The sequence below is a fragment of the Allofrancisella guangzhouensis genome (assembly GCF_000815225.1).
In the GTDB taxonomy this organism is placed as follows: Bacteria; Pseudomonadota; Gammaproteobacteria; order Francisellales; family Francisellaceae; genus Francisella; species Francisella guangzhouensis.
This window is the reverse complement of the sequence record NZ_CP010427.1, coordinates 572011-595747: the sequence shown is the minus strand read 5'-3', so window position 1 is coordinate 595747 and position 23737 is coordinate 572011. Positions and strand designations below refer to the sequence as shown.

Here is a 23737-nt window from a genome sequence, read left to right as displayed (position 1 = left end):
TAGATAAAATCTATAATGTTTGTTTATACTTTTCATACTCAAGTATAATTGACTCTTCTGGCTTTGGAGTTACTAAACTAAGGGTAACTATGCAAAAACAACTAAGCGCAAATGCAGGAACCATTTCATAAATTTCAAACCAACCCCCGAAGTTTTTAAATAATGGCCAAATTAAAACCATAAACGATCCTGAAATGATACCTGCCATAGCACCATACTTATTCATTCTTGACCAAAATAGAGAAAATATCACCACAGCACCAAAAGAACTACCTAACCCAGCCCAAGCATAACTAACTAAACTTAATATACTACTCTCAGGATTATAAGAGATAATTATAGCTAGTATGGTTACTGCCAAAACGATCAGCCTACTTATATTCAACTGCTCTCTATGTGAAGCTTTTTTCCTAAAAAATTTAGCATACACATCAACAGAAAAAGCACTAGACAAAGATAATAATTGAGCTGACGATGTACTCATAACAGCCGAAAGAACTGCTGCAAGTAGAATCCCCTCTATCCAGGGGTTAAAAAATATTGCTGATAGTCTAAGAAAAACTGATTCTGGATTTATTGCTTGACCCTGGTAATAAGCAGCTCCTAATACACCAACACAGGCAGCTCCAACGAGCGCAGCTATCATCCATGACATACATATCCACATTGCTCTAGAAGTTTTATTTGGATCTTTTATAGCCATAAACCTAACAATAATATGTGGTTGTCCAAAATATCCCAAGCCCCAAGCTAATAGAGATATTATAGTAATAATTGGGACACCTGCTGTGATATCGTAAAATCCAGCTATATTTATATTTGAGAGGGCTACTTGTAAATCTATGCCATTAAAATCACTAAAAACTACTATTGGCACTACTAGTAAAGCAAATAACATTAAGGTTCCTTGGAAAAAATCTATCCAGGATATAGCCAAAAATCCACCCACACAAGTATAAATAAATATTACCGCAGCAGTAAGAAATAAAGCCTGGTGATATGAAATACCAAACATTGAGCTAAATAATATCCCTCCAGACACAAATCCAGCACCGATATAGATTGTAAAAAATACCACTATAGCTATAGTGGTAACAAACCGAAGGACTCCTTTATTATCGTGGAATCTGTTCTCAAAATAAGCAGGTATTGTAATCGAATCTTTAGCTATTTCAGTATATATTCTTAATCTTTTTGCTATAACACCCCAGTTTACAAAAGCGCCTATAGTTAGCCCCAAAGGTAACCATATCTGACTAAAACCATACATCATAAAAGCTCCGGGTAGAGCCAAAAGTAACCAAGAACCCATATCAGAAGCACCCGCTCCTAAGGCTGCTATCGGAGCACTCAGGGATCTGCCACCAAGCATATAATCAGAAACTTTTTTTGTTTGAAAATATGAATAAATGCCTATAGCGAATATAATAACTATATAAACTAGAAAAGTTACCCAAAGTATCTGTATATTATTCATTAAGGCCCTCTAATTAATCACCATGTATTGTTTAAAAATTAACACTTTAGAATAATTTTTGAAACCTAATATGGTAAAATTTATGCTTTTTAATATTCTAAACAGCTTTTCAAACATAAAAATAAAAGATAAGTACAAAATAATTAAGACATAAACTTTTCAACACCTTCTTTGAAATCAAAACTATGTTCAGCTGTTATATGACGTACTGTTCTTGTTGTTGAACGCATAACTATACTGTGAGTTACAGCAAAAGAACCTCTACGAGAACTATTTATTCTCTTAATCCCTTTGAGCATATTACCATCTGTAACACCTGTTGCAGCAAATATAATATTCCCTGATGCCAGGTTATCTATATCATATTTTTTATTAAGGTCAGTTATACCTAACTTATGAGCTCTCTTAATTTCATCATCACTATTAAACACTAGCCTTGCTTGCATTTGTCCACCTAAGCATTTTAAGGCTGCTGCTGCTAAAACACCTTCAGGAGCTCCGCCTGTACCTATATATACGTCTATTCCTGATCCTTCAGTAGCTGTAGAAATAACTGCTGAAACATCACCATCATCTATCAATATAACTCTAGCGCCACAAGCCCTTGCCTCTTTTATAATATCAGCATGTCTTGCTCTATCCATAGTACACACAACCAACGCTGATAAATGAACACCTTTATATTCTGCTATTCGTTTAAGGTTTTCTGTAACAGAATCATCTAGGTCGACTATACCCTTAGGTGCTGTTATACCACCAACTGCTATTTTTTGCATATATACGTCTGGTGCATTCAAAAAACCGCCTTCATCGGCCATAGCTAAAACTGTAAGAGCATTTGGACCACCTTTTGATGTGATGGTTGTTCCTTCAAGAGGATCTAACGCTATATCCACTTTTGGACCTCCTCTACCTACTTTTTCACCTATATATAACATCGGTGCTTCATCAAGCTCCCCTTCACCGATAACAACCGTGCCATCAATATCTACTTCGTTAAGAGCATTCCTCATAGCGTCAACAGCGGCCTGATCTGCTGCTATCTTGTCTCCTCTACCCATTTGACTCCATGATGCTAAAGCTGCTAACTCTGTTACTCTAACTGCCTCAAGAGCTACTTTTCTATTCATTTTCGGATCCTTTTTTAATTATTTTGTAGTTATAATTCATCTAAAATAGGAAAAACAAAATTTTCTATGTTTTTCTTCAAATCAGTTAGCCTACCATGAAAAAAATGTCCAACTTTATTCATCTTAAGCATTATTAAATCAGATTCTACTTTATTAATAGCAAAATCAAAAACTGACTCTGGGTTAACGATATCATCGTCTACCCCTTGAACTAAAAACCAAGGCAAATTTGGTGCTGGATATTTCGTCAAATCAAATCTATCTACAGCAGGAGCTATCGTGATTAAAGATAAGACTTTGTCTATTTTGCTCAACCCCTTATATGCTATAGCTCCACCAAAAGAGAAACCACATAAAACTATCTTTTTTATACTAGTATTTTGCTCTATCCACTTACAAACTGTCAGTAAATCTTCAAGCTCACCTAAACCTTCACCATATTCACCTTGACTATCACCTACACCTCTATAGTTAAATCTATATGACTCTACTTTAAAGGTTTTCATAGCTCTGGCAATTGTAGTAACTACTTTATTATGCATACTACCTTGATATAAAGGGTGAGGATGGCAGATAACTGCCACAACATCTTGCCTAGCATCTTTGACTTTATCATGAGCTACCTCTATACGACCCTGTTTACCCTCGATAAAAAATGTATTCATAAATCTTCTCTACAAATGAGTTGTCAAATCACAATCCTCTAATTTTATCAGTTTTGTCTTTTTAATAAACTTATATGCCAAATATAATACTACAAATACTATAAATCCAATGTATGTTGAGACAAACTCTATAGTAACTCCAAACCAACTCTTACTAGGATTCACAAAAATATTTATACCTTGGCCAAAAATAATTGTAATTACAAGAGCTAAGGCAATCAAAGGCGCCCATGGGAAAAATTTCGCTACAAAATGTAGGTCATTTAAGCTTTTACCTTGTCTTATATATGCCCTTCTAAATCTGTAATGGCTAATTGCTATACTAAACCATGCTAGAAAACCAGCAAGGCTAGAAATGTTTACCAACCAATTAAATATACCCTTACTTCCTATAAAATATACTAAAAAAAATGAACTACCTATCAAAGATGTAGCAAGTAGAGCCAACATTGGTGTACCATTAGAGTTGGTAATTGCAAAAACTCGAGGAGCATGATTAATCTTACCTAAATGCCATAAAACTCTAGTAGCGCTATACATACTAGAGTTACAAGCTGATAGTATTGCTGTTAAAATTACAACATTCATTATAGTAGCTGCTGATGACAACCCAACACCTTCAAAAACTATAGTAAATGGACTCATAGAAATATCGTTATGAGACTCACTAGCAGCACTTACTAAATTAGGATCATTATATGGAATCAAGAAACTAATAATTACCACTGCGAAAATATAAAAGATAACTAAACGCCAAAATGTTTGTTTAATTGCCTTAGGTACGGAAGTTTTAGGATCCTTTGCCTCTCCTGCTGTTACACCAACAAGTTCACTACCCTGAAAAGAAAAACCTGCTATCATGAACACCGCCATAAATCCAAAGAAGCCATTATGAAAAGGAGCATCCCCTATATGCCAATTATCAAACCCCACGTTTGTATGGTTGCCGACTAAACCAAATATTGATAGTCCTCCAACGATAATAAATATGATAACAGTAGATACCTTTATAAAAGAAAACCAATATTCAAATTCACCATACACCCGTACTGAAAATAAATTTAAACAAAATATAACTAAGAAGAAAAAAGAACTCCATAATAATATAGAAGAATCAGGAAACCAATATTGAATAATTATCGCTGCAGCAATAACCTCTGTAGCAACAGTAATAGCCCAGTTAAACCAATAGCTCCAACCTGTACTAAACCCAAGTGCAGGATCTACATATTTTGTAGTATACTCACAAAAAGTACCTGCAACTGGATTATAAGCTGCCATCTCACCTAAACTTGCCATCAAAAAATATACCATAATAGCAATTACTGTATATGCTAAAACAGTCCCTCCAGGACCAGCATCAGCTATAGCCCCACCTAAAGCTAAAAATAACCCTGTACCCAAACAACCACCTAAGGCTATCATTGACATATGACGACTTTGTAAATTACGATTAAGATTCTCCGACATTTATATTTTCTCCTTAAACCACGTATTATAGTTTTTCTAATTATTTTCTTTCCTTAATAGACTCAAAAGCCAAAGCCTAAACCCCCAATCCGAATAACCAACTCTCAAAAGGCTTATTATTAAAAGCTCAATTAACTACCCCAATTAATACTATATAAACTAATTATTCTTAAAATAAGTATTGATGTCACAAAACATCATAACAACCATATTGCTAATTTTATAGCTCTTATTATAGGTTTAAACCGTTGATATTTTAATATCAACAGCTGTCCTTACAACTTCAATACAACATCTTATTGATTCAATATTTACAACACTTGTACCGCCAAATTTAACGGCTCTAATTTGATTTTTCACAAAGCCCTCCAAGTTTCCTCTGATGTAGGGGAAACTAAAAACTTCGCAAAAACAATGCCAAGATCGAAGCACCCCACGTCTAAGTTTAACGTGACAGTTCTGCTGCCTTTCAGCATCAGACCCAAGAATACAACTCATAACTTGTGTACTCTTTCGGCATAATCTCTAGAATACTAACCATCTTAAAGTGTTATGACCTTCAGATTAGTTCTATAAACTATGCTCCTCTTCTTTAAAATTTACCGTAAGACAAAACTTACTATTTTCAAGTTTAGCATAATAAATTTGAAAGTGTCAAATATAATCTAATAATTATTAGCTAAACAAATATTTAACATACGTCTTATAGGTTCTGCAGCTCCCCAAAGTAATTGGTCTCCGACAGTAAAGAGTTGGATATGTTGTTTAGAAATATTTGTTGTCTTAAGCCTACCTACAGCTATATCTAATGTGCCTGTTACTGATAATGGCGTTAAATATCTTGCTGTATCTTGCGGATTATTTGGCACAAATCTTATATAATCATTAGCTGATCTAATAATCTTTTCGACCTCATCTAACGAATGTTGTTTTTTGAGCTTTATTGTCAAAGCTTGGCTATGCGCTCTTAACACAGGCACCCGCACACAGATGCCATCAACAGCTATTGTCTCTCTAGTAGCTAAAATTTTATTAAGCTCCGCTTGAGCTTTATATTCCTCTCTACTTTGTCCATTTTCTAATAACGTATCTATAAATGGTATCAAATTAAATGCCATTGGTGCAATAAATTGTGAACAAGGAAAATTTTCAGCTTGTGTTTGCAAACGAATCTTTTTTTCAAGAGTTAGACTATCACTAGCTTCAATATCAAGATTTTTAGACATAAGACGACTTTGGTCTAATAACTCAACCATTGCTCTAGCCCCAGCTCCAGAAACAGCCTGATAACTCATTACAGAAATTGACTCAATAAGATTATCTTTTAAAAGTCCATCTATAGCTAACATCATCAAACTTACAGTACAATTACCTCCAATAAAATTCCTGATACCGTCCTTTATTGCTTGCTGAATATTTGTCATATTTATTGGATCTAAAACAATAATGCTATCATCAGCCATACGATATTTAGATGCTGCATCTATCCAGAATCCCTGCCAACCTTGAGCTCTAAGCTTCGGCAATATTTCTTGACTATATTCACTTCCCTGACAAGTAACTAAAATATCTACTTTAAAAAGCTCCTTAAGATTAAAAGAGTCTTCAAGTACATACTCTTTATTATTTATTTTTGTCACTTCCCCTAATTGTGAAGTTGTAAAAAATACCGCTTCAAAATTATTAAAATCATTTGCATTAATTATTCTATCAATTAATACAGAGCCAACCATACCACGCCAGCCAACAAAACCAACTATTTTTTTATTCATTAAGGATTCTAATTAGAATAAATAATAAACATATATTGACAGATATACTCATGAGAAAAAAGTTTTTAGTAATAAAAAGTTTTAAATTTCTAATTATTTAATTTTTGTTTCTACCATACATTACCCAATAAACAGCCCAAGTAGAAAGATACACAAATATTCCACAAAATACCACGTCACTAAAGAAATGCCCGCCTTGTGCAATTCTCATTAAACCCAAACCGCCACCCGCAATCACTGTTGCAGCAAATACAAACGCTTTCTTTTTTCTAGAAGCCAACAAAGGCATAAAAGCAAATAACCAAAACCCCATCGATGCATCGCCACAGACAAAAGAGCAGTTTTTATCGCACTGTGAGGATATTACAAATGGTTTTTGGAAAATCTTATCACCATTAAACTGTTGTACCATTTCAGGTCTAGGTCTACCCCAATGATCTTTAAATATATAGTTAACAACCAAACCTGGTCCAATCCATAAACAAACAGCTATGAATAATACTTCTTTCCTATGCTTAACTTGTAAAGCCTTGATAAGCAAAGATCCTAGCAGAAACAAAATTACTACTACAGAAAAGATAATAGGAAAAAATCTAGCAAAAAGATGTAAAAATCCTAAAAAGCCATCATACCCACCAACAAATTTTTGTGCGGAGTAATTATAAAAATGACCAGCTATAGTTATATCTAAGTTAGGAAAGATTAAAAAAAACAACCAAGCAATAAAACATACAACAACGCCTAACACTACATGAAACCTTACCAAAATAACTCCTTAATAATCCATACTTTATAAATTTGCTTATACATAAAACCAAAGACTCTAACATTTTTAAGCTTTTTTTTGTTAGAATACTTATTGATTTAATTTATTACATTAACATTTAATTTTATACAAAAATATGACGGATAGTAAACTTAAAAAAACAAATCATGCAATTGGACGACTTAAAATAACCCTTATAGTTATTTTAACCGCTACTGTGATATATCTATTTATCGCCCTTTTTAGTTTCAACATTAATGATCCTGGTTGGAGCAGCGTCTCCTCAGAGACTTCTATTAAAAACTATGCTGGACCTGTAGGAGCATATATTGCCAGCGTTATTTTATCAATATTTGGGGTTATTGGTTTCATACTACCATTTTTACTTATTGATTGCATCAGGGCTCTATTATTAAAAAAAACTAGCCAAATTCCTAACTATATCATAATAGTGGTCAAGGTTATTGGAATCACTGCTTTTATATTAGCTTGTGATGGATTAGCTGAATTATATTTAGGTTTTGCTAACTACTGGATGCCCCAACGCTCTGGTGGAATAGTTGGCTACGAAATCGTTAAATTTACAACCAAATACCTAGGTATAATTGGTGGATCATTTACTCTACTAGTTGCTCTTTTTGTAGGATTAACACTTTATTCTGGAGCTACATGGATTCATCTGGCTAAAACTATATTCAGCTTTTTAATAAAAATTATCAGATATATCGCTAAAACAAGGTCTAGTAATTACAAAATACCTGATCCAAATGATTTTAACGAATTTAATATAAAGCAAACAAAACCTTTAGCTAAAGCTCAAAACCAAACAAACCCTTTAGAAACAAAAGATATTACAAACTCTAAAGAAGATGTCTTTAGAGAAATTTTAGGCAATAAAAAAACCTTAAATGAACTTACTTTTAAAGATAAAAAAAATGAAAAAGAAGCTAAGGCTATAATAGGACAACCTAATAAAGAAACTTTTCTTACAAACATACAAAGTGTAGCTAAAGCAAACTCTACTCTTAAGGAAAATAGGCTACCATCTCTTGATTTACTTATAGAACCTGAAAAGAAAAAAACTGTAATCTCACAAGAAGAACTCGAGCAAACATCCTCTTTGCTTGAACAAACTCTTAATGACTTTAATATCAGCGCAAAAGTTGTCGCTGCATATCCTGGACCAGTAATTACTAGATACGAAATTGATTTAGCTAGAGGCACCAAGGCTAGCAAACTTACAAATATCTCTCAAGATTTAGCTAGAGCCTTATCAACAACGGCTGTGCGTGTTGTAGAAGTAATCCCAGGTAAACCATATGTTGGTTTAGAGCTTCCAAACTCGCATCGCCAAATGGTACGTATAAAAGAAGTCTTATCAGCCCCTGAATTCATCAAATCAAAAGCTCCTACACTAATGGGGATAGGTGTAGATATTTCTGGTAAGCCAACCTTTGCTGAGCTTGCAAAAATGCCTCATTTACTTGTTGCAGGTACTACTGGGTCTGGTAAATCTGTAGGTGTTAACGCCATGATTCTTAGTATGCTTTATAAATGCTCTCCTGAGGAACTAAAATTCATCATGATCGATCCTAAAATGTTAGAACTTTCTATCTATGATGGCATACCTCATTTACTAACTCCTGTAGTTACAGATATGACAGAAGCTGCAAACTCATTACGTTGGTGTGTTAAAGAAATGGAGCGACGTTATGCCCTTATGTCGGCGGCTGGAGTACGCAATATAGCTCTTTTAAATGACAAAATAGAACAAGCTGAAAAAATAGGACGTCCACTAAAAGATACCATGTTTATAAAAATGAATCCAGAAAGAGCACATGAGGCTCCTACTCTAACAAAAATGCCATATATAGTTGTAGTTGCAGATGAGTTTGCAGATATGATCATGGTAGTTGGTAAAAAAGTAGAGGAGCTAATAGCAAGGCTCGCTCAAAAAGCTCGTGCTGCTGGGATACATATAATTTTAGCCACTCAAAGGCCTTCTGTAGATGTTGTAACTGGTCTTATAAAAGCAAATATCCCAACTAGAATGTCATTTCAGGTTTCTTCAAGAATTGATTCTAGAACTATCTTGGATCAACAAGGAGCAGAACAATTATTAGGTCAAGGTGATATGCTATATCTAAAACCTGGCTTTGGCGCCCCGATGCGTATTCATGGTGCCTTTGTTGACGATAATGAAGTACATAAAGTTGTTGATGCTTGGAAAGAGTATGGTGCCCCGCAATACATTGAAAGCATATTAGAATCAACTGAAGATAATAACGATGGAGATTCAAACTCTAGTGGAGAAAGTGAAGATCCTCTATATAATGAAGCTGTCGAAATAGTTATCAATACTCAAAAAGCTTCTATCTCTGCTGTACAACGTAAACTTAAAATTGGCTATAATCGTTCTGCAAGACTCATGGAAGAAATGCAAGAAAATGGTATAGTATCAGAAATGAATTCAAACGGTATGCGTGAAGTACTTATAAAGAGGGAAAACCAATGAAAAAAGCCACTTTATATATCCTATTAATACTAACTACTAGTGTGTGTTTTGCTAAATCTGATACTACTAGTTTAATCGACAAGCTAAACAATATTGATTCCATGTCAGCAAGTTTTACACAAAAGTTAATTGATGGACAAAATAATAACATTAACTCAGAAGGCTTTATATTCTTAAAAAAACCTTATTTTTTTAAATGGGTAACTCAATCACCAAATAACCAAGAAATCGTATCAAATGGTAAAAAACTCTGGATTTACGATAGTGATCTTGAGCAATTAATTATTAAAAAAGTATCTGATAATATCGCTCAATTTCCTTATTTAATATTATTAGCAGACAACGCCAATAATATTGGTAAAATCTTCAACATACAACAAAAAGGTGATAACAGCTATATCTTAAAGCCAAAAGACAATGAAATGATAAATAGTATAACTATAAAATTTGATAATAAAAATCAGCTAAATTACCTAAATATTTCAACATCTTTGCATCAATACACCCAAATAAATTTTAGTGAAGTTAAGACTAATATACCTGACATAAAAAATGATGAATTCCACTTCATACCCCCAGAAGGTACAGATATAATTGATGAAACTTAACAGTATTTTATATTAAGGAACTGTTGTAAGCTGAAACTAGACGAATAATAACAACCCTTTTCTCTTTCTTTAAATATCCAAACAAGTTGCTATAAAACAACTTGGAAATCAACAAATAATACCTTATGGTTTAGTTTACTTACCAAGCTAAGTATCCAATAAATCTTTAAGGTGGTAGTAAGATGAAAGAATTCGAATATATACAAAAAGCCATTGAAATTTTTTATATGCAAGATGACTTACTAGCTATTATTTCGCTTACAAAGTTCCACGGTGAAGAAAATATATATAACACAGCTAAAAAAAATCTAAAAGAATTTACCGAAAGACTAAAAGAAAGCGATGACGTAACTATAGGACAAGACTCATCTACTGTAACTCTAAAACAAATTATCCTAGCTTTTGAAAACCCTGACAAAAAAGGACAGGCTCTTATAGTATTGCAAACACACCGTGAAGAGATTATTGAAAAAATTTATTCTAAATACCTCTTATCAAAACGTAAAAATTATCATACTGACTCAATGGAAAACTCAATCAAATGGATAAATATATTCAGCTTAGCGCGCAAATTGATACTTTCATTCTACGGAAGTGATGTACTTGCTAGCCTAGCCTCATCATTACATAAGTTAGCTAATGATAATCAAGGTTATATTTTTGCATTTAGATGCCTAGAAACATCGATAAATGCTCCTTCTTATTTACTCATTTTACTTATGCCTACAGAGGTTACTAGCACGATAGAAAAAAATAAAGATGCTTTTCTAAGTAAAATTGATCGTGATTACATAAGCTTTAGCAAAAACAAAACAATTCCCAAAAGTATCCTACAAAAAACTTTTAAATCAGAATATCACTACCAAATACTTTACTACATCCTTTGCTACTTTAAAGACAAAAATAATTATGAATATGTTTATAATAAAATTGTAGATGTAAATAAGGACCCTAAAATTTATTATATAGTCGATAAAAATATTTATAAAAAATTCCCTAAAAAATTTGGGAGCAACACTATTTCTTTAAAACTCAAATCAGTACTAACAAATGTGGAAAGCATTCAGAAAAAAACAAATACTTACTTTAAAGACATAGAAAAAATCAAGGGTAAAGCTCTGTTATTACAAGAACAAAAAAAAAATAAAGTCAACGTATCTCTTAAACAATCAATTATACTAATGAAATTAAATCTAACTGTTGCTATGCTACAAGAGCTAAGTAAACGCTTAACAGAGTTAGACCCATTAATAAGTAAGCAATTTAATTTACCTAACAAAAGTGTAGTAAATGCTAATAAATTACCACGATTTATTAAATGGAAAAAGTCTCTTGATAAATTCATATCAACACTTGACAATAAAACTGATAGTTTCTTATATCTGGTTTATTATAAATTAATGTCTACTGTTTTAAATAAATATGATGAAACTTCCAAAATATATGATGATATCTACACCAAAACGCCTTTTGATGACACAAGCATTCGTATAATAGTTGAAGAAAAATCAAAGCTAATAGCAAGTATCCAAAAAAACCCTTTTGCACTTATGAATAGTATCTGTAATGAACAAAAACTTGATGTGGGGACCCAAGATGTTATATCAAACTTTTTTAAAAATACTAATAGTTCAATTGTCCCTATAACTCAAAATTGTATAGAGGAATTTTGTTATATTATACCTAGTAGATATATAGAACAGCAATATCAAGAAATAGTTAAGCGCACAAGCAAACATCCTCTTTACCCTTTAATTACAATATATTGCGAATGGTACAAATTAAGAGCTTTTATAAAATTTTTCGAAAATTTTGGTAAAGATGTATGTGGCTATTACCTTGGGATCGAAAGTGTTAAAGGCTCTGATTTTGAAATCTTGTATAGAGATTTTGTTTACCTAAATTATATTTTCAGCTCTATCTACGATAGTTTAGATCAAGCAACTCAGAGTATGGTGTTAAAATTTCTCTCCATATTTTCCATAAAACCTGAGAGCCCAAACCACTATATAGGGTTTAAAAGACTTGCTGTTATAGACAATATAATTTTTACATCCAAAAAGTTTGACGCTTTAGAACTAGAGAAATATTTTATTACTAAAGAAAACGTCAAAATTAGTCTTAAATGTATACGTTTTATCCGCTCTCTAACTGAAAGAAAAGATGGGTTTTCCCTTATTGAAAGTAATCAAGATAATCAGGTTTTAGCTTATAAAAAAAATAATAAAACCCTATTTAAACTAACAGTATCTCATGATGAATACAACGAAATAGAAGAAGAACTTAAACAATTACAAGAGCTAGGTCAACAAGAAGCAATTATAACACTTGCAGCAATCATATTTATAAAAAAATACTATGATAGTTTTTTAATAGATACCGATTTATCTGAAGTAAGGTTTAAAGGTTTTTATACTAATGAGATATTTCAGGCCTTTCGACAGGTTAAATTGAAAAATGACCCAAATAGCTCTTTTATAAACTTAAATGATAACTATAAAGCTCTAGAGAAATTGATGTCTGATTTAAACAAATACAAAGCAAAATTAGGTAAGAAAAAAAAGCTTACAAATATAGAAAACCTAAAAATCCAAGCTACTGATTACAGTATACAAAGGTGTGAATTCTATAAAAAGTATTTTATTGGAGCTAATTTGCAACTAAGCAGAATAGACCTCTGTAGTTTAGAAACATCAATATCAAAGATCCAGAGCTTCCTCAGTGATAAAAAAATTGTCAAAGCTACTACTGGAAAATCCAAATGCAAAGCTAATTTAAAACAAGCTATTACCGTTTTTAGTGAATTGTATTACAAGCTAGCTTATATTGATCAATGCTATTTCTCTCAATATTCTATTACTAGCCTAAGACCGTTTAAACCCAATGATAACTTTATAGACACTATGGCTTATTATCTAGCAAAAACATTCGTTCATAATGAAGAATCCACTTTAACACGATACCAAACTCCTACTCATCCTTCTAACATGCTAGAAAGTTTTAATGAAGAAGAGGCTAAAATTCCTTTGGAAGTAGCCAATATAAACACATCTTTACATAAATTCAGCTATGAAAATGACCGTAAAATATTAGGAGCAGATTATGACAATATAACTGGACGAGAAATTATTCCTCATAATGTAGATAATAAGTTTTATGTATTTCTCAAGATTCTAGCCCAAATGTGTGAGTACTATATGGATGCAATTATAGACGTATTTGGAGAACGTTATGAAAAAAATGACTACGAAAAGTATGAGAGCTTTTTGGATAAACTTATTACAGACTTTCAAATAGCTATTAATACAGACTTCAAAACAACAAGGCTAGATAAGATTATTAAAGAATTTGAAATAAGCACTCGAGAACTTAACATTTATATAACTTTCACCCTGAAAAACCAAAAACCTGAAGATTTTAAGCGTAGTAATCTAGATCTTTCTAAACTAGATACATTTATCTTAAGCAGCTTATCTCGGTTAGAAATCAGTTCTTTTGATACAATTAAATTTTATAACAGTTCATATAAGGAGTTTAGCTTAATTGATAAATTTTCCAAAGCTTCTGCTAAGCTTAATGAGATATATTCTTTTATGAAAAGAAATGATGATTTTATAATCGTGTCACATTCAGACCTTTTATCTATTTATGGATTAAAAAATGAAAAAGATTTAGCAGACTACATGAGAGATCTTACTACTGAAGAAGGACAAATATTAAATAAAATACTCTATGATTCATCTACTATATCTTATGAACTCAATAGCTTAAAAGACTCTATTGACAAATACCATGAGTACATTTCAAATAATATTATAGTCCCTGATTATGATATAAATTCTATCATACTACCTTGTGGCTTACTCAACTATGAGTATGAGCAAATTATCACTATAATCTGCCAGGACATACTTGAGAATAGTAATCACTATAAAGGAGTTTATAACTTCAAATGGTGGCATCTTGCCTCTTTATTTATAGGTGCAGCAATTGATTACTTTTATACTAAAAGTCACCTAGCAAAAGGAATTAAAGAAATTCAACATATATTAAATGATAAAAATATTCCAGATTCACAAAGCAAAATCGATAAAATTATAAAAGTAGCAGATGTCCACCTTAAAAAAAATAGCAAACGAAAAAGTGATGTACGTAACATTTACGAATTTTTAGCTAAAGACTTATCAGACCATATCTCAAAACAAGAGCAAATTTCTAAGAACAAACCTAATATTCAATTTGTCCCACTAAACAAAAGAAGCTATAGTTTTCATTCCAAATATAACCCTAACAATTTAGAATCTAACCTCCGCAGAAATAGTCAAATAGGACCCTTAATAGAGGAAATTGATTTAAACCATCCTCAAGTTAAGGAAATCAGCAAAAACTTAGCTCCATTATATTTACTAAAAGAAGACATGCGTAACAGCGTCGCAATCAATATAGTAAGTGATTTTGATAGCCACATCGTACAGCATGATAATTTTATCACTAATGGTTTTATTGATGTTTGTATTGGTAAAAGGCATTTATTCCAAATTAACTTAAACCCTTCAGAGACATTTCATATTATACCTTGTCGCTGCGTAACAGACCAAGAAATCCAAAGGTCTTTGTTATCTGATATCTCAGATCTTATTAGCAGCTTCAAATTAGTCAGCAATAATTTAATTTTATTACCAATAAGTTTCAATAATTGGCACTTTATACTTTTAATTATTGATATCAGACATAGTAGACTTTACTTCTTTGACTCTTATGGTGAAAGACAGGTTAGTTGGATAAAAGAAATTATCAAAAAAATTCCTGGTCTACAAGGCTATAATTTAACCACACTTATAGATAACTTCCAAAGAAACAATGACTGTGGCTTTTTAGTACTTAGTTTTATCGACCAAATCTATATGCATAACAACGTTAACATGGATATAAATAAGATATACAAAGAGGATGTAAAAACAAACTATGATAGTAATTTTTTAAGGCAATATTTTTGTAGCTTTGCTGGTGAACCTTTTGCAAGTAGTAAGGACTTTCTTAACGTCTTTGAATAATCAAATGTACAAATAAATCCAATGAAAAATATAAATAGTATATGTCTAAACCAATAAACAGTTAGCTTTAAAAAAGTACCGTTTACATATTGTTAATATGTAGTAGCTTAGACTTAACCATTAACCATTAACCATCTAAGAAACTTGATTTCCTTTTAGACTCTCTTTTAAAAATATTCCTATGTTTTAAGATTTCTTTTTTTTGAGACTCTGACTTCTGAGGGTTTCTTTTGTCAAAATCCTGTAAAAAATTATCAATCTCACTAACATAAGCTCTATCTTTTTTATTATCAAACAAATGTGCCAATCGCAATATAAACTTCATCATATTATAGAACCTCTCTTTAATATTACATTTTTCTTGTGGCTTGCTGACAATTATACTAAACTAGACATCAAAGTCACATATAAAACATAAGCTTTTAAGTATAAGCAAATGCGGTTAAGCCAAAAACCTAGAGTTATTGGAATATTCCTAATGTTCCTAAGTGTTACCATGCTTAGCCCGATAATAGTAGACTATATATATTCTGAACATAACTCATTTCCATTTTTAATAAGCTTTATTATTACATTTTCAGCTGGTTTTATATTATGGCTTATAGGGAAAAACTCTAGTAAAAAACTCTCTAATAGAGATGGTTTTATCATTGTTGCTCTAGTATGGCTTATCGTTACTGTATTTGGAGCAATTCCTTATATGACCTTTCCAGGTCTAGGTCTATCTTTTAGTCACGCTGTATTTGAGTCAACCTCAGGATTTACCACAACTGGTGGTACAGTTATAAGTGGCTTGGACAATTTACCTCATAGCATTTTATTTTACCGTCAACAAACACAATTCTTTGGAGGTATGGGTATTATCGTTTTATCTGTAGCTATTCTACCTTTACTTGGAGTTGGTGGCATGCAACTTTACAAAGCTGAAATAGCAGGACAATGGAAAGACGAAAAACTAACCCCAAAAATATCTAGTACAGCTAAAGCTCTTTGGATGGTATATTTACTATTTACATTCCTATGTTTTATATCATATATTATTGTCGGAATGGACCCATTTGACGCAATATGCTATACATTTTCCACAATATCAACTGGTGGTTTTACCCCTACTGACGCCAGCATGACTGATAAATCTACAGCTGTACTTATTATTTGCGGTATCTTTTTGTTTTTGGGTGCTACAAGTTTTAAAGCTCACTATATTGCTTTATCAAAACTAAAATTCAAACACTATTTTAAAAATATAGAATTTAAGGCTTATTGCTACTTTTTATTTTTCTGCTCTCTAATAATAGCTATTACTATGATAGCCTATACAGATGATTTATCAAAAATCCCTAGAATTATAACTGACAGTATTTTTCAAGTAATTGCTATTAGCTCTAGTGCTGGATTTGTGTCTGATAATAACTTTTACCTATGGCCTAGCTTTTTACCAATTATGCTTATGTTTATGGCTATAATCGGAGGGTGTGGTGGCTCCACTGCTGGTGGATTAAAGATGATTCGCGCTATTCTTTTTAAAGAAAAAGCTATGCTTGAAGCAAAGAGAGTTATTCATCCTCAAGGTATTTTTACTGTTAAACTCGGAGATGTACATATATCAGAGCAAGCTCTAAATAGAGTATCAGGATACATATCAGTTTATATCATAGTTTTTGCTGTTGCGTGGTTAGCTTTATTAGGATGTGGATTAGATGTCACTACAGCATTTTCTACAACTGCTACTACTTTATCTAATGTAGGGCCAGGACTAGGAGAAATAGGATCTAATTTCAAAAATCTACCAACACAAGCTCTTTGGATATGTAATTTCACTATGATTGCTGGGCGTTTAGAAATCTTTACTATATTAGTTTTATTTATGCCAGAATTCTGGAGAAAATAAACTTCTAGAATTCAGCTGCCTCTGCGCTATAAGACAAATTACCTATACTGTTATACTCTGTACCGTTAACTTTAGTAATAATTTTATAGTCAATATTTGATTTTTTACCCTTACATGAAGCTTTTAGTAGGATATTTTTGTCAGACAAATACGCCTTAAAAGATCCAGTCTCGACTTGCTGGTCTAATTTACCATCTTTAGATTTTATATAAACAAACTTACAACCTTGGTTATTTGTAATATAAACTCTAACATTAAACTCTGTTGGGTCTTTTTGACCAATATCCTTTACATTACTAAATAAATTAGTTGAATCAAAACCATAATCTTTATGGGCAGTAACTCTTGATTTACTAAATCCTTGATCCAACAATGCTAATTTTTGAGCTTTTATTTGTGATTCAGTCTCTGTAACGCAACCAACTAATACGACACCCAAACTTAACACTATTGTAATATTTCTTTTCAACTTTAAAAAATATCTTTTCACTCTCATAGAAACCTATCAAAATTCCTATTTTATAGTACAAATCTTAAACTTTTATTGCCAGATACACAATATTTTTTGAAAAGGTTATTCTTCCGTTTCAACATCTTCAGCATTTTGCTGCTTTTTATATTCATAGTAATCTTTCATAGTCAAACCTTTAGCTCTAAATTCAGCTTTTTCAGCTATTTCATCTAGCCTTCTTTTAGAATACTCAACATGCTCTGGAGCATAGTCTTCAACAGGTTGACCTTGTAGATTAAATCTTTGCTTAAGCTCAAATACTGCTCTATGGTAACGAGTATCACCAACATAACGACGCAATACATTACGTAAAACCAGTTTATCAATAGGTGCGAAATGCTCGTTTTGGTATATTATTTCGATGTCTTCACTTATACCTATTTTTAATGGCTTTTTATTTACAGAATCAAAGCACTTAGGAAAACGAATACACAACCATTTAAATAATTTAGCCTCTTCTTTTTGCCTTTCTTTTTCAACATCTACTGTAATAACTAGCTCCCCGCTATCTTCAACTATAGGGTTTTGCAGCTCATCAACCACCTTATTACTTATTCTATGCCCATATTGAGGAATACGTATAAAGGAAATATCCTTATCTTCAATTTTTTTAACTGGGGTTTTAATACTATCAGCTTTATTTTTAGAGATATTTTTGTCCCTAGCCTGTTTCATTCTAGATGTTTTTTCCTCTATTTTAGAAGCCCCTCCAATCAAAGACTGTAGCAATGAAAAATCGTTTAATTTATTTCTACCTTCAGACATCTTATTCTATTTTCTAATTTTAGAGTTATACTCTTTTTATATACTTGGCCTATATCGTACTACAAAAATACATCCTTTAGCAAGTAATAAAGCTTTTAGTAGAATTTTTTTATTACGAAAATCAATTAATATTGACAAAAATACAAAATCCACTATAATATGCACATCATTTGTGGCTATGTAGCTCAGTCGGTTAGAGCACAGCATTCATAATGCTGGGGTCACTGGTTCAAGTCCAGTCATAGCTACCACTTATTGATGCATTTAAATTCAATCCTTTCGGCATGCTCATAAAAGACAAAATTCATATCTAAGAAAGTTAATTAGATAATAATAAAGTTAATAAAGTGTATTTAATTATTTACCTTCTAAGCTAACCTATCAGTAGCAATATGGTAATCTTCATCCTCTAATATAGCCAAATCAACACATAATTTCTATACATTAGTCAAAAACTTGATAGTCAAGTTACAACCAATGATTATTAATAATCCACCTACCAAATATATTGACTTATAGCTATAATTACAATGGGTAAACATAACTGTTTACATTAAAACTAAGGAGAGAAAAATGGATATAAAAAGAAAATTAGTCTCGGTAGTAACCTTAACCCTAATGGGGTCTTCAGCTTTTGCTGCTGAAGCCTGGTCTACTTCCAATCTAAGTAGCTATTCTGCAGGTACTATTGTAACTGATGAGGGCAAAACTTATAAATGTAAACCTTGGCCACAGAGCGGCTGGTGTAAAATAGCTGCATATAAACCTGCTGGAACATATGGTGCTGATGCTTGGGATGAAACAGGTCCTGGGCCAAGTCCAACTCCTTCTGAGCAGGTTACAGCAAGTGTTTCTATTAACGGTGAACTTCCTACTACCGCTGAAGTTGATTTTGTAAGTTCAAAAGGAACTTTTGCTGTTTCAAATGGTAAGGTTACTTTAGAGTATCCAAAAGATGCTTCAGAAACTTATACCGTTAAACTTAAAAATGACGAAGGAACTATTTCTCCTTCTACAGTAACAGTTTCAGCTGCTACTACAACTATTGCGTTAACTTATACTGCAAAGCCTGCCCCTGAACCTACACCAGGGATAAAAGCTTGGGATCCTTCCGCTATTTATAATGGAGGCGACCAAGTAACCTATAATGGCTCTATATACGAAGCTAAATATTGGACTCAAGGTAACAATCCTGAAACTTCTGGAGAATGGGGACCTTGGAAGCTAATAGGTGAAGATCCTGCTCAAGAAATGGCTACGTTAGATTTTACAATACCTACAAAACCTAGTTTTATAACATCAGATGAGAAACCTAGTATAAGTATTTTCAATGAAAATGATGTTAAAGTAGCAGAAATTAAAAATGCAGCCTGGGGTTCTAAAGCTAAAATAGATGTACCAGCTGGTAAACTAAAAGTCCAAGTAGCATCTATTGGAACAAGTCAAGGTATAGCAACTCCTAATAGCTTCTCTATAGCTAAAGATGAAACTAAAAACATTTCAATAAATTATAAGCAAGCACAAGTAGGATCTATAAACCTAACAGCTAGTGCAGATAATAATGCGGTTAAATCAACTACTTATACAATTAAAAATAGTACCGGGGATGTAGTATCACAGGGAGAGGTTAACTTCACATCAGCTACAGTAATAGATAATTTACTAGCTTCAGATGAGGGCCTAAAATACACTATTTCTGCTAAAAGCTTTACTTATAACGGTTATAGCTATGAAGCTCAACCAATAGTTGTAACTGTTACAACAGGAAACAGCGCAGATGCGCAGCTTAACTTTACTACTACAAAAATAGCTAGTGTGAGAGTAATCGTAACTGTATCAGATATGCCAAACGATAAAGAAACAACTTTACATTTTACAAGTAATAGTGGCTCTAGTCAGTTATTAAAAGTAGCAGATAATGGTGTATATACAGAAGAATTGCCAAAAGATGGTGATACTTGGAATATAACAGCTGATAATATCTCTGGATATAAGGCTAATATAAACCCTAATTCTTTTGTCGCTGATCAGGATAGTATCAATCTAAAAGTCATGTTTGCGGTTCTTCCAGAAGCTAGTAAGCAACTTTCTATCTTCTGGTGTGGATTTTCAAAAGATTTTTGTGGTCAGTCAGACGCCGATGATGTTTATCCAACAGCAACTATCGTGATTATGGCTTTTGCTAACTCAAAATCAGATGGATCTTTAGATGTTGACGTGATGCCAACAGATCTTATCAAAAAATGGCAGAATGATGGCAAGAAAGTTTTAATTTCCATTGGTGGACAAAATGGGCATTGGGATAGTTTATTTGAGCATCCTGACACATTTGTAGAAAGTTTAACCAAAATCATAAATGATAATAATCTTGATGGAGCAGATCTAGATATCGAAGGTTATTCAACTCCTCCTGCAGTAGTTGCTGATACTATACATAAACTAAGACAGGCTCTAGGTAGTGACAAGCTAATTGTTGTCTCTCCTGAGAATGTTACTGTATATCCTAGTCCTACTATTCCTGTACCTAGCACGGGTGGGACAGTATGGAACTACTTTGTACCTATACTTAATGAAGCATTAGATGATATTAACTATGTACAGCCTCAAATGTACAATAATAATTACATAAGTGCAAAACCTGCTACAGCAGAATTTATTGAAGAAAATTACTTGGGTTGGATGAATAAGTTAGAATATAAAATCCCAGGATTCTCTGGGGTGCCAGAAAATAAGCTTATAATAGGCTTACTTGCATCTCCATCAGCAGGTATTTCTACATATTATGCTGAACCAACAGAAGTTAAGAAAGCTGTGCAAGTGCTGGAAAGTAACTATAATATTAACGTTGGTGGTATTATGTTTTGGGATAGCAATTGGGATAAATTAAATAACTATGCTATTGGAAAAGCATCATCTGAAGCGCTTGGTCTAGAATAGCTGTAACAGCATTTATATTCATAAAATAAATAACTATAAATATTTAGGTTCCATGAACAAAAAAAATGAATAAAATTAAACGTTATTTACCAATAATAATACTGATTGTAGGATTAGTATTATTTTTTGCTTTTGGAGGACAAAAATACCTGACATTAGCAATGATAAAGCAACGCTATAATAGTCTATTAGTTTGGACACATACTCATTTTTGGTTAAGTTCTTTAATATTTATTGTTACCTATATCATTATTGTAGCTTTCTCAGTACCTGGCGCTACTGTCATGACCTTACTAGGAGGTTTTTTATTTGGTTTATTTCCTGGTGTGGTCTGGGTTATTTTAGGTGCTACTATTGGCTCATGCCTAATTTTTCTGGCAGTCAAAACCGCCTTTGGTGAGTCACTTAAAACTAAAGCTAGTGGTAGTATTGAAAAACTGCGTAATGGATTTGAGGATAATGCCTTTAATTATTTACTTACCTTGCGCTTAATTCCAATATTCCCATTTTTTGCCATTAACATAGCTTGTGGTGCACTAGGTATTCGTCTATCTACATTCTTTTGGGCTACTCTAATTGGCATTATACCAGGTTCATTAATCTATACATGGGTTGGTACAGGTTTAGGCTTTGCATTACAGCAAGATAAAGAATTAAATATGAGCGTTATTTTTGAACTACAATTTATTCTACCGATTATTGGCTTAGCTATTTTGTCATTAGTTCCGGTTATTTACAGAAAAATTAAGCGAGCGTAATTATGAAACAAATAAAAACTGACATATGTGTAATTGGTGGTGGTTCAGGTGGTTTATCAGTGGCGGCTGGAGCTGTACAAATGGGGGCTAAAGTTATCCTTTGTGAGGGTGGTAAAATGGGTGGAGATTGCCTAAATTATGGTTGTGTGCCATCTAAAGCGATGATTGAAGCATCAAGAGTTATGCATAACTGCCACCGAGCAGATAAGTTTGGTATTGATATTGAGAGTTTCTCTACCAATTATAAGAAAGTACAAGCACATGTTCAAAAAGTGATAGAGGAAATAGCTCCTCATGACTCTGTTGAGCGTTTTGAGTCCCTTGGCGTAGAAGTTATCCAAGAATATGCTCATTTAGTTGACAAAAATACAGTACAAGCGGGCAATACTCAAATTAAAGCTAAATACATAGTTCTAGCAACAGGCTCTAGAGCTAGAATTTTTCCAATAAAAGGATTAGATAGTGTTGACTATGCTACTAATGAAACGATTTTTAGCCTAGATAAACAACCAGAACATTTACTTGTTTTGGGTGGTGGACCTATTGGAGCAGAATTAGCACAAGCTCATGCTTTGCTAGGTTCTAAGGTAACAATTTTAGAAGCAGGACCAGCCATATTAGGACCAGCTGACACTGAGTGTAAACAAATTATTTTAAACGAATTTAACAAACTAGATATTGGTATTATAACAAATGCAAAAATTACAAAAGTTGCAAAATCAGAGCAAGGTATTAAGCTTAGTAGTGGTGAACACTCTTATGAAGGATCTCATCTATTAGTTGCAACAGGTAGACAACCTAATATAGAAAAGCTTAATTTAGAAAAGGCTGGCATTAAACACTCGCCTAGAGGTGTTGATGTTGATTCAAGGTTACGAACTAATTATAAAAATGTATTTGCGATTGGCGACTTGGCAAGTCCATTTCAATTTACACATACGGCTGGATATCATGCTGGTATTGTTATTCAAAATATGTTGTTTAAATTACCAGCTAAAGTTGACTATTCAAGCTTCCCATGGGCTATATATACTACTCCAGAAATAGCTCATACAGGTATGTCAATAAAAGAAGCAGCAGAGAAAGGAGCTACAATACTATCACTATCTTATGAAAATAATGATCGTGCTCAAGCTAATCTCTCAACAAATGGTTTAATAAAAGTAGCTGTTAATAAAAAAGGTTATATATTAGGTGCTAGTATCGCAGGTGAACAGGCAGGTGAACTTATCACGCAATGGACTATGGCTATCAAACATAAACTAAAAGTTAAACAAATGGCTTCTCATATTGTTCCTTACCCGACAATTAGTGAACTTAACAAACGCATAGCTGGCTCATATTTCACATCAACTTTATATAGTGACAAAGTTAAAAAGTTAATTCGTTTTTTACTTAGATTTTAATACTAGAGAAAA

Annotated in this window: 16 protein-coding genes, 1 tRNA gene and 1 riboswitch; of the genes, 8 read left to right on the top strand and 9 right to left on the bottom strand. The window is 32.6% G+C overall.

Annotation, left to right across the window (positions count from 1 at the left end):
• Positions 1-10: 10 nt before the first annotated feature.
• The 6 genes from putP to lpxF all read right to left on the bottom strand — a co-directional run bounded on the left by putP (position 11) and on the right by lpxF (position 7280).
• Positions 11-1477: a sodium/proline symporter PutP gene (gene putP / locus SD28_RS02775; RefSeq protein ID WP_039123885.1), complete on the bottom strand. Its 1467-nt coding sequence runs from the start codon at positions 1475-1477 to the stop codon at positions 11-13.
• Between the two features lie 143 nt (positions 1478-1620).
• Positions 1621-2607 (bottom strand): class II fructose-bisphosphatase, encoded by a 987-nt coding sequence (gene glpX, locus SD28_RS02770; RefSeq protein ID WP_039123884.1) that lies wholly within the window; start codon positions 2605-2607, stop codon positions 1621-1623.
• A gap of 29 nt (positions 2608-2636) precedes the next feature.
• Entirely contained in the window at positions 2637-3272 is a 636-nt protein-coding gene (locus SD28_RS02765) for an alpha/beta hydrolase (RefSeq protein WP_039123882.1), read from the bottom strand.
• 9 nt (positions 3273-3281) lie between these two features.
• The gene (locus SD28_RS02760; protein WP_039123881.1) at positions 3282-4742 is read right to left on the bottom strand and encodes an amino acid permease; all 1461 of its coding nucleotides are present in this window, start codon (positions 4740-4742) and stop codon (positions 3282-3284) included.
• 418 nt (positions 4743-5160) lie between these two features.
• A riboswitch (Lysine riboswitch) is annotated at positions 5161-5340 on the bottom strand.
• 67 nt (positions 5341-5407) lie between these two features.
• Positions 5408-6514, bottom strand: a complete 1107-nt coding sequence (asd, locus tag SD28_RS02750) for an aspartate-semialdehyde dehydrogenase (protein ID WP_039123877.1) — start codon at positions 6512-6514, stop codon at positions 5408-5410.
• 97 nt (positions 6515-6611) lie between these two features.
• Entirely contained in the window at positions 6612-7280 is a 669-nt protein-coding gene (lpxF, locus tag SD28_RS02745) for a lipid A 4'-phosphatase LpxF (protein ID WP_039123875.1), read from the bottom strand.
• Between the two features lie 136 nt (positions 7281-7416).
• On the opposite strand from lpxF, the gene SD28_RS02740 reads away from it, so the two are divergent.
• The 3 genes from SD28_RS02740 (at position 7417) to SD28_RS02730 (ending at position 15457) form a co-directional block, all read left to right on the top strand.
• Complete coding sequence (locus tag SD28_RS02740) at positions 7417-9795, top strand: DNA translocase FtsK (RefSeq protein ID WP_039123873.1); 2379 nt, start codon at positions 7417-7419, stop codon at positions 9793-9795.
• A complete protein-coding gene (gene lolA / locus SD28_RS02735; RefSeq protein WP_039123871.1) occupies positions 9792-10403 on the top strand; it encodes an outer membrane lipoprotein chaperone LolA in 612 nt (203 codons plus the stop codon). Before SD28_RS02740 ends, lolA begins: the two co-directional genes overlap by 4 nt.
• A 182-nt stretch (positions 10404-10585) precedes the next feature.
• Positions 10586-15457, top strand: coding sequence for a hypothetical protein (locus SD28_RS02730; protein WP_039123870.1), 4872 nt, complete (start codon positions 10586-10588; stop codon positions 15455-15457).
• Positions 15458-15584: 127 nt separating this feature from the next.
• On the opposite strand, the gene SD28_RS02725 is transcribed toward SD28_RS02730, so the two are convergent.
• Positions 15585-15785: a CBU_0585 family protein gene (locus SD28_RS02725; protein ID WP_039123868.1), complete on the bottom strand. Its 201-nt coding sequence runs from the start codon at positions 15783-15785 to the stop codon at positions 15585-15587.
• A 108-nt stretch (positions 15786-15893) separates the two neighbouring features.
• On the opposite strand from SD28_RS02725, the gene SD28_RS02720 reads away from it, so the two are divergent.
• On the top strand, positions 15894-17348 hold the full coding sequence (locus SD28_RS02720) for a potassium transporter TrkG (RefSeq protein WP_039123867.1): 1455 nt from the start codon (positions 15894-15896) through the stop codon (positions 17346-17348).
• A 4-nt stretch (positions 17349-17352) separates the two neighbouring features.
• On the opposite strand, the gene SD28_RS02715 is transcribed toward SD28_RS02720, so the two are convergent.
• Positions 17353-17838, bottom strand: coding sequence for an FTL_1709 family lipoprotein (locus SD28_RS02715; protein WP_039125734.1), 486 nt, complete (start codon positions 17836-17838; stop codon positions 17353-17355).
• Between the two features lie 84 nt (positions 17839-17922).
• Entirely contained in the window at positions 17923-18624 is a 702-nt protein-coding gene (locus SD28_RS02710) for a ProQ/FINO family protein (protein ID WP_039123864.1), read from the bottom strand.
• Positions 18625-18798: 174 nt separating this feature from the next.
• On the opposite strand from SD28_RS02710, the gene SD28_RS02705 reads away from it, so the two are divergent.
• The 4 genes from SD28_RS02705 to SD28_RS02690 all read left to right on the top strand — a co-directional run bounded on the left by SD28_RS02705 (position 18799) and on the right by SD28_RS02690 (position 23725).
• Positions 18799-18875 (top strand) — tRNA-Met (locus SD28_RS02705).
• A gap of 322 nt (positions 18876-19197) precedes the next feature.
• A complete protein-coding gene (locus SD28_RS08235; RefSeq protein WP_039123862.1) occupies positions 19198-21561 on the top strand; it encodes a glycosyl hydrolase family 18 protein in 2364 nt (787 codons plus the stop codon).
• 65 nt (positions 21562-21626) lie between these two features.
• The gene (locus SD28_RS02695) at positions 21627-22319 is read left to right on the top strand and encodes a TVP38/TMEM64 family protein (RefSeq protein WP_039123860.1); all 693 of its coding nucleotides are present in this window, start codon (positions 21627-21629) and stop codon (positions 22317-22319) included.
• A 2-nt stretch (positions 22320-22321) separates the two neighbouring features.
• A complete protein-coding gene (locus tag SD28_RS02690; protein ID WP_039123855.1) occupies positions 22322-23725 on the top strand; it encodes a dihydrolipoyl dehydrogenase family protein in 1404 nt (467 codons plus the stop codon).
• The last annotated feature ends 12 nt before the right edge of the window (positions 23726-23737 follow it).

What these genes read in the sequence shown, in the direction of transcription:
- SD28_RS02725 (WP_039123868.1), bottom strand. Translation starts at nt 15,785, where the DNA reads ATGATGAAGTTTATATTGCGATTGGCACATTTGTTTGATAATAAAAAA.
- putP (WP_039123885.1), bottom strand. Translation starts at nt 1,477, where the DNA reads ATGAATAATATACAGATACTTTGGGTAACTTTTCTAGTTTATATAGTT.
- SD28_RS02695 (WP_039123860.1), top strand. Translation starts at nt 21,627, where the DNA reads ATGAATAAAATTAAACGTTATTTACCAATAATAATACTGATTGTAGGA.
- SD28_RS02765 (WP_039123882.1), bottom strand. Translation starts at nt 3,272, where the DNA reads ATGAATACATTTTTTATCGAGGGTAAACAGGGTCGTATAGAGGTAGCT.
- SD28_RS02730 (WP_039123870.1), top strand. Translation starts at nt 10,586, where the DNA reads ATGAAAGAATTCGAATATATACAAAAAGCCATTGAAATTTTTTATATG.
- SD28_RS02760 (WP_039123881.1), bottom strand. Translation starts at nt 4,742, where the DNA reads ATGTCGGAGAATCTTAATCGTAATTTACAAAGTCGTCATATGTCAATG.
- lolA (WP_039123871.1), top strand. Translation starts at nt 9,792, where the DNA reads ATGAAAAAAGCCACTTTATATATCCTATTAATACTAACTACTAGTGTG.
- SD28_RS02740 (WP_039123873.1), top strand. Translation starts at nt 7,417, where the DNA reads ATGACGGATAGTAAACTTAAAAAAACAAATCATGCAATTGGACGACTT.
- SD28_RS02710 (WP_039123864.1), bottom strand. Translation starts at nt 18,624, where the DNA reads ATGTCTGAAGGTAGAAATAAATTAAACGATTTTTCATTGCTACAGTCT.
- SD28_RS02690 (WP_039123855.1), top strand. Translation starts at nt 22,322, where the DNA reads ATGAAACAAATAAAAACTGACATATGTGTAATTGGTGGTGGTTCAGGT.
- SD28_RS02720 (WP_039123867.1), top strand. Translation starts at nt 15,894, where the DNA reads ATGCGGTTAAGCCAAAAACCTAGAGTTATTGGAATATTCCTAATGTTC.
- SD28_RS08235 (WP_039123862.1), top strand. Translation starts at nt 19,198, where the DNA reads ATGGATATAAAAAGAAAATTAGTCTCGGTAGTAACCTTAACCCTAATG.
- glpX (WP_039123884.1), bottom strand. Translation starts at nt 2,607, where the DNA reads ATGAATAGAAAAGTAGCTCTTGAGGCAGTTAGAGTAACAGAGTTAGCA.
- asd (WP_039123877.1), bottom strand. Translation starts at nt 6,514, where the DNA reads ATGAATAAAAAAATAGTTGGTTTTGTTGGCTGGCGTGGTATGGTTGGC.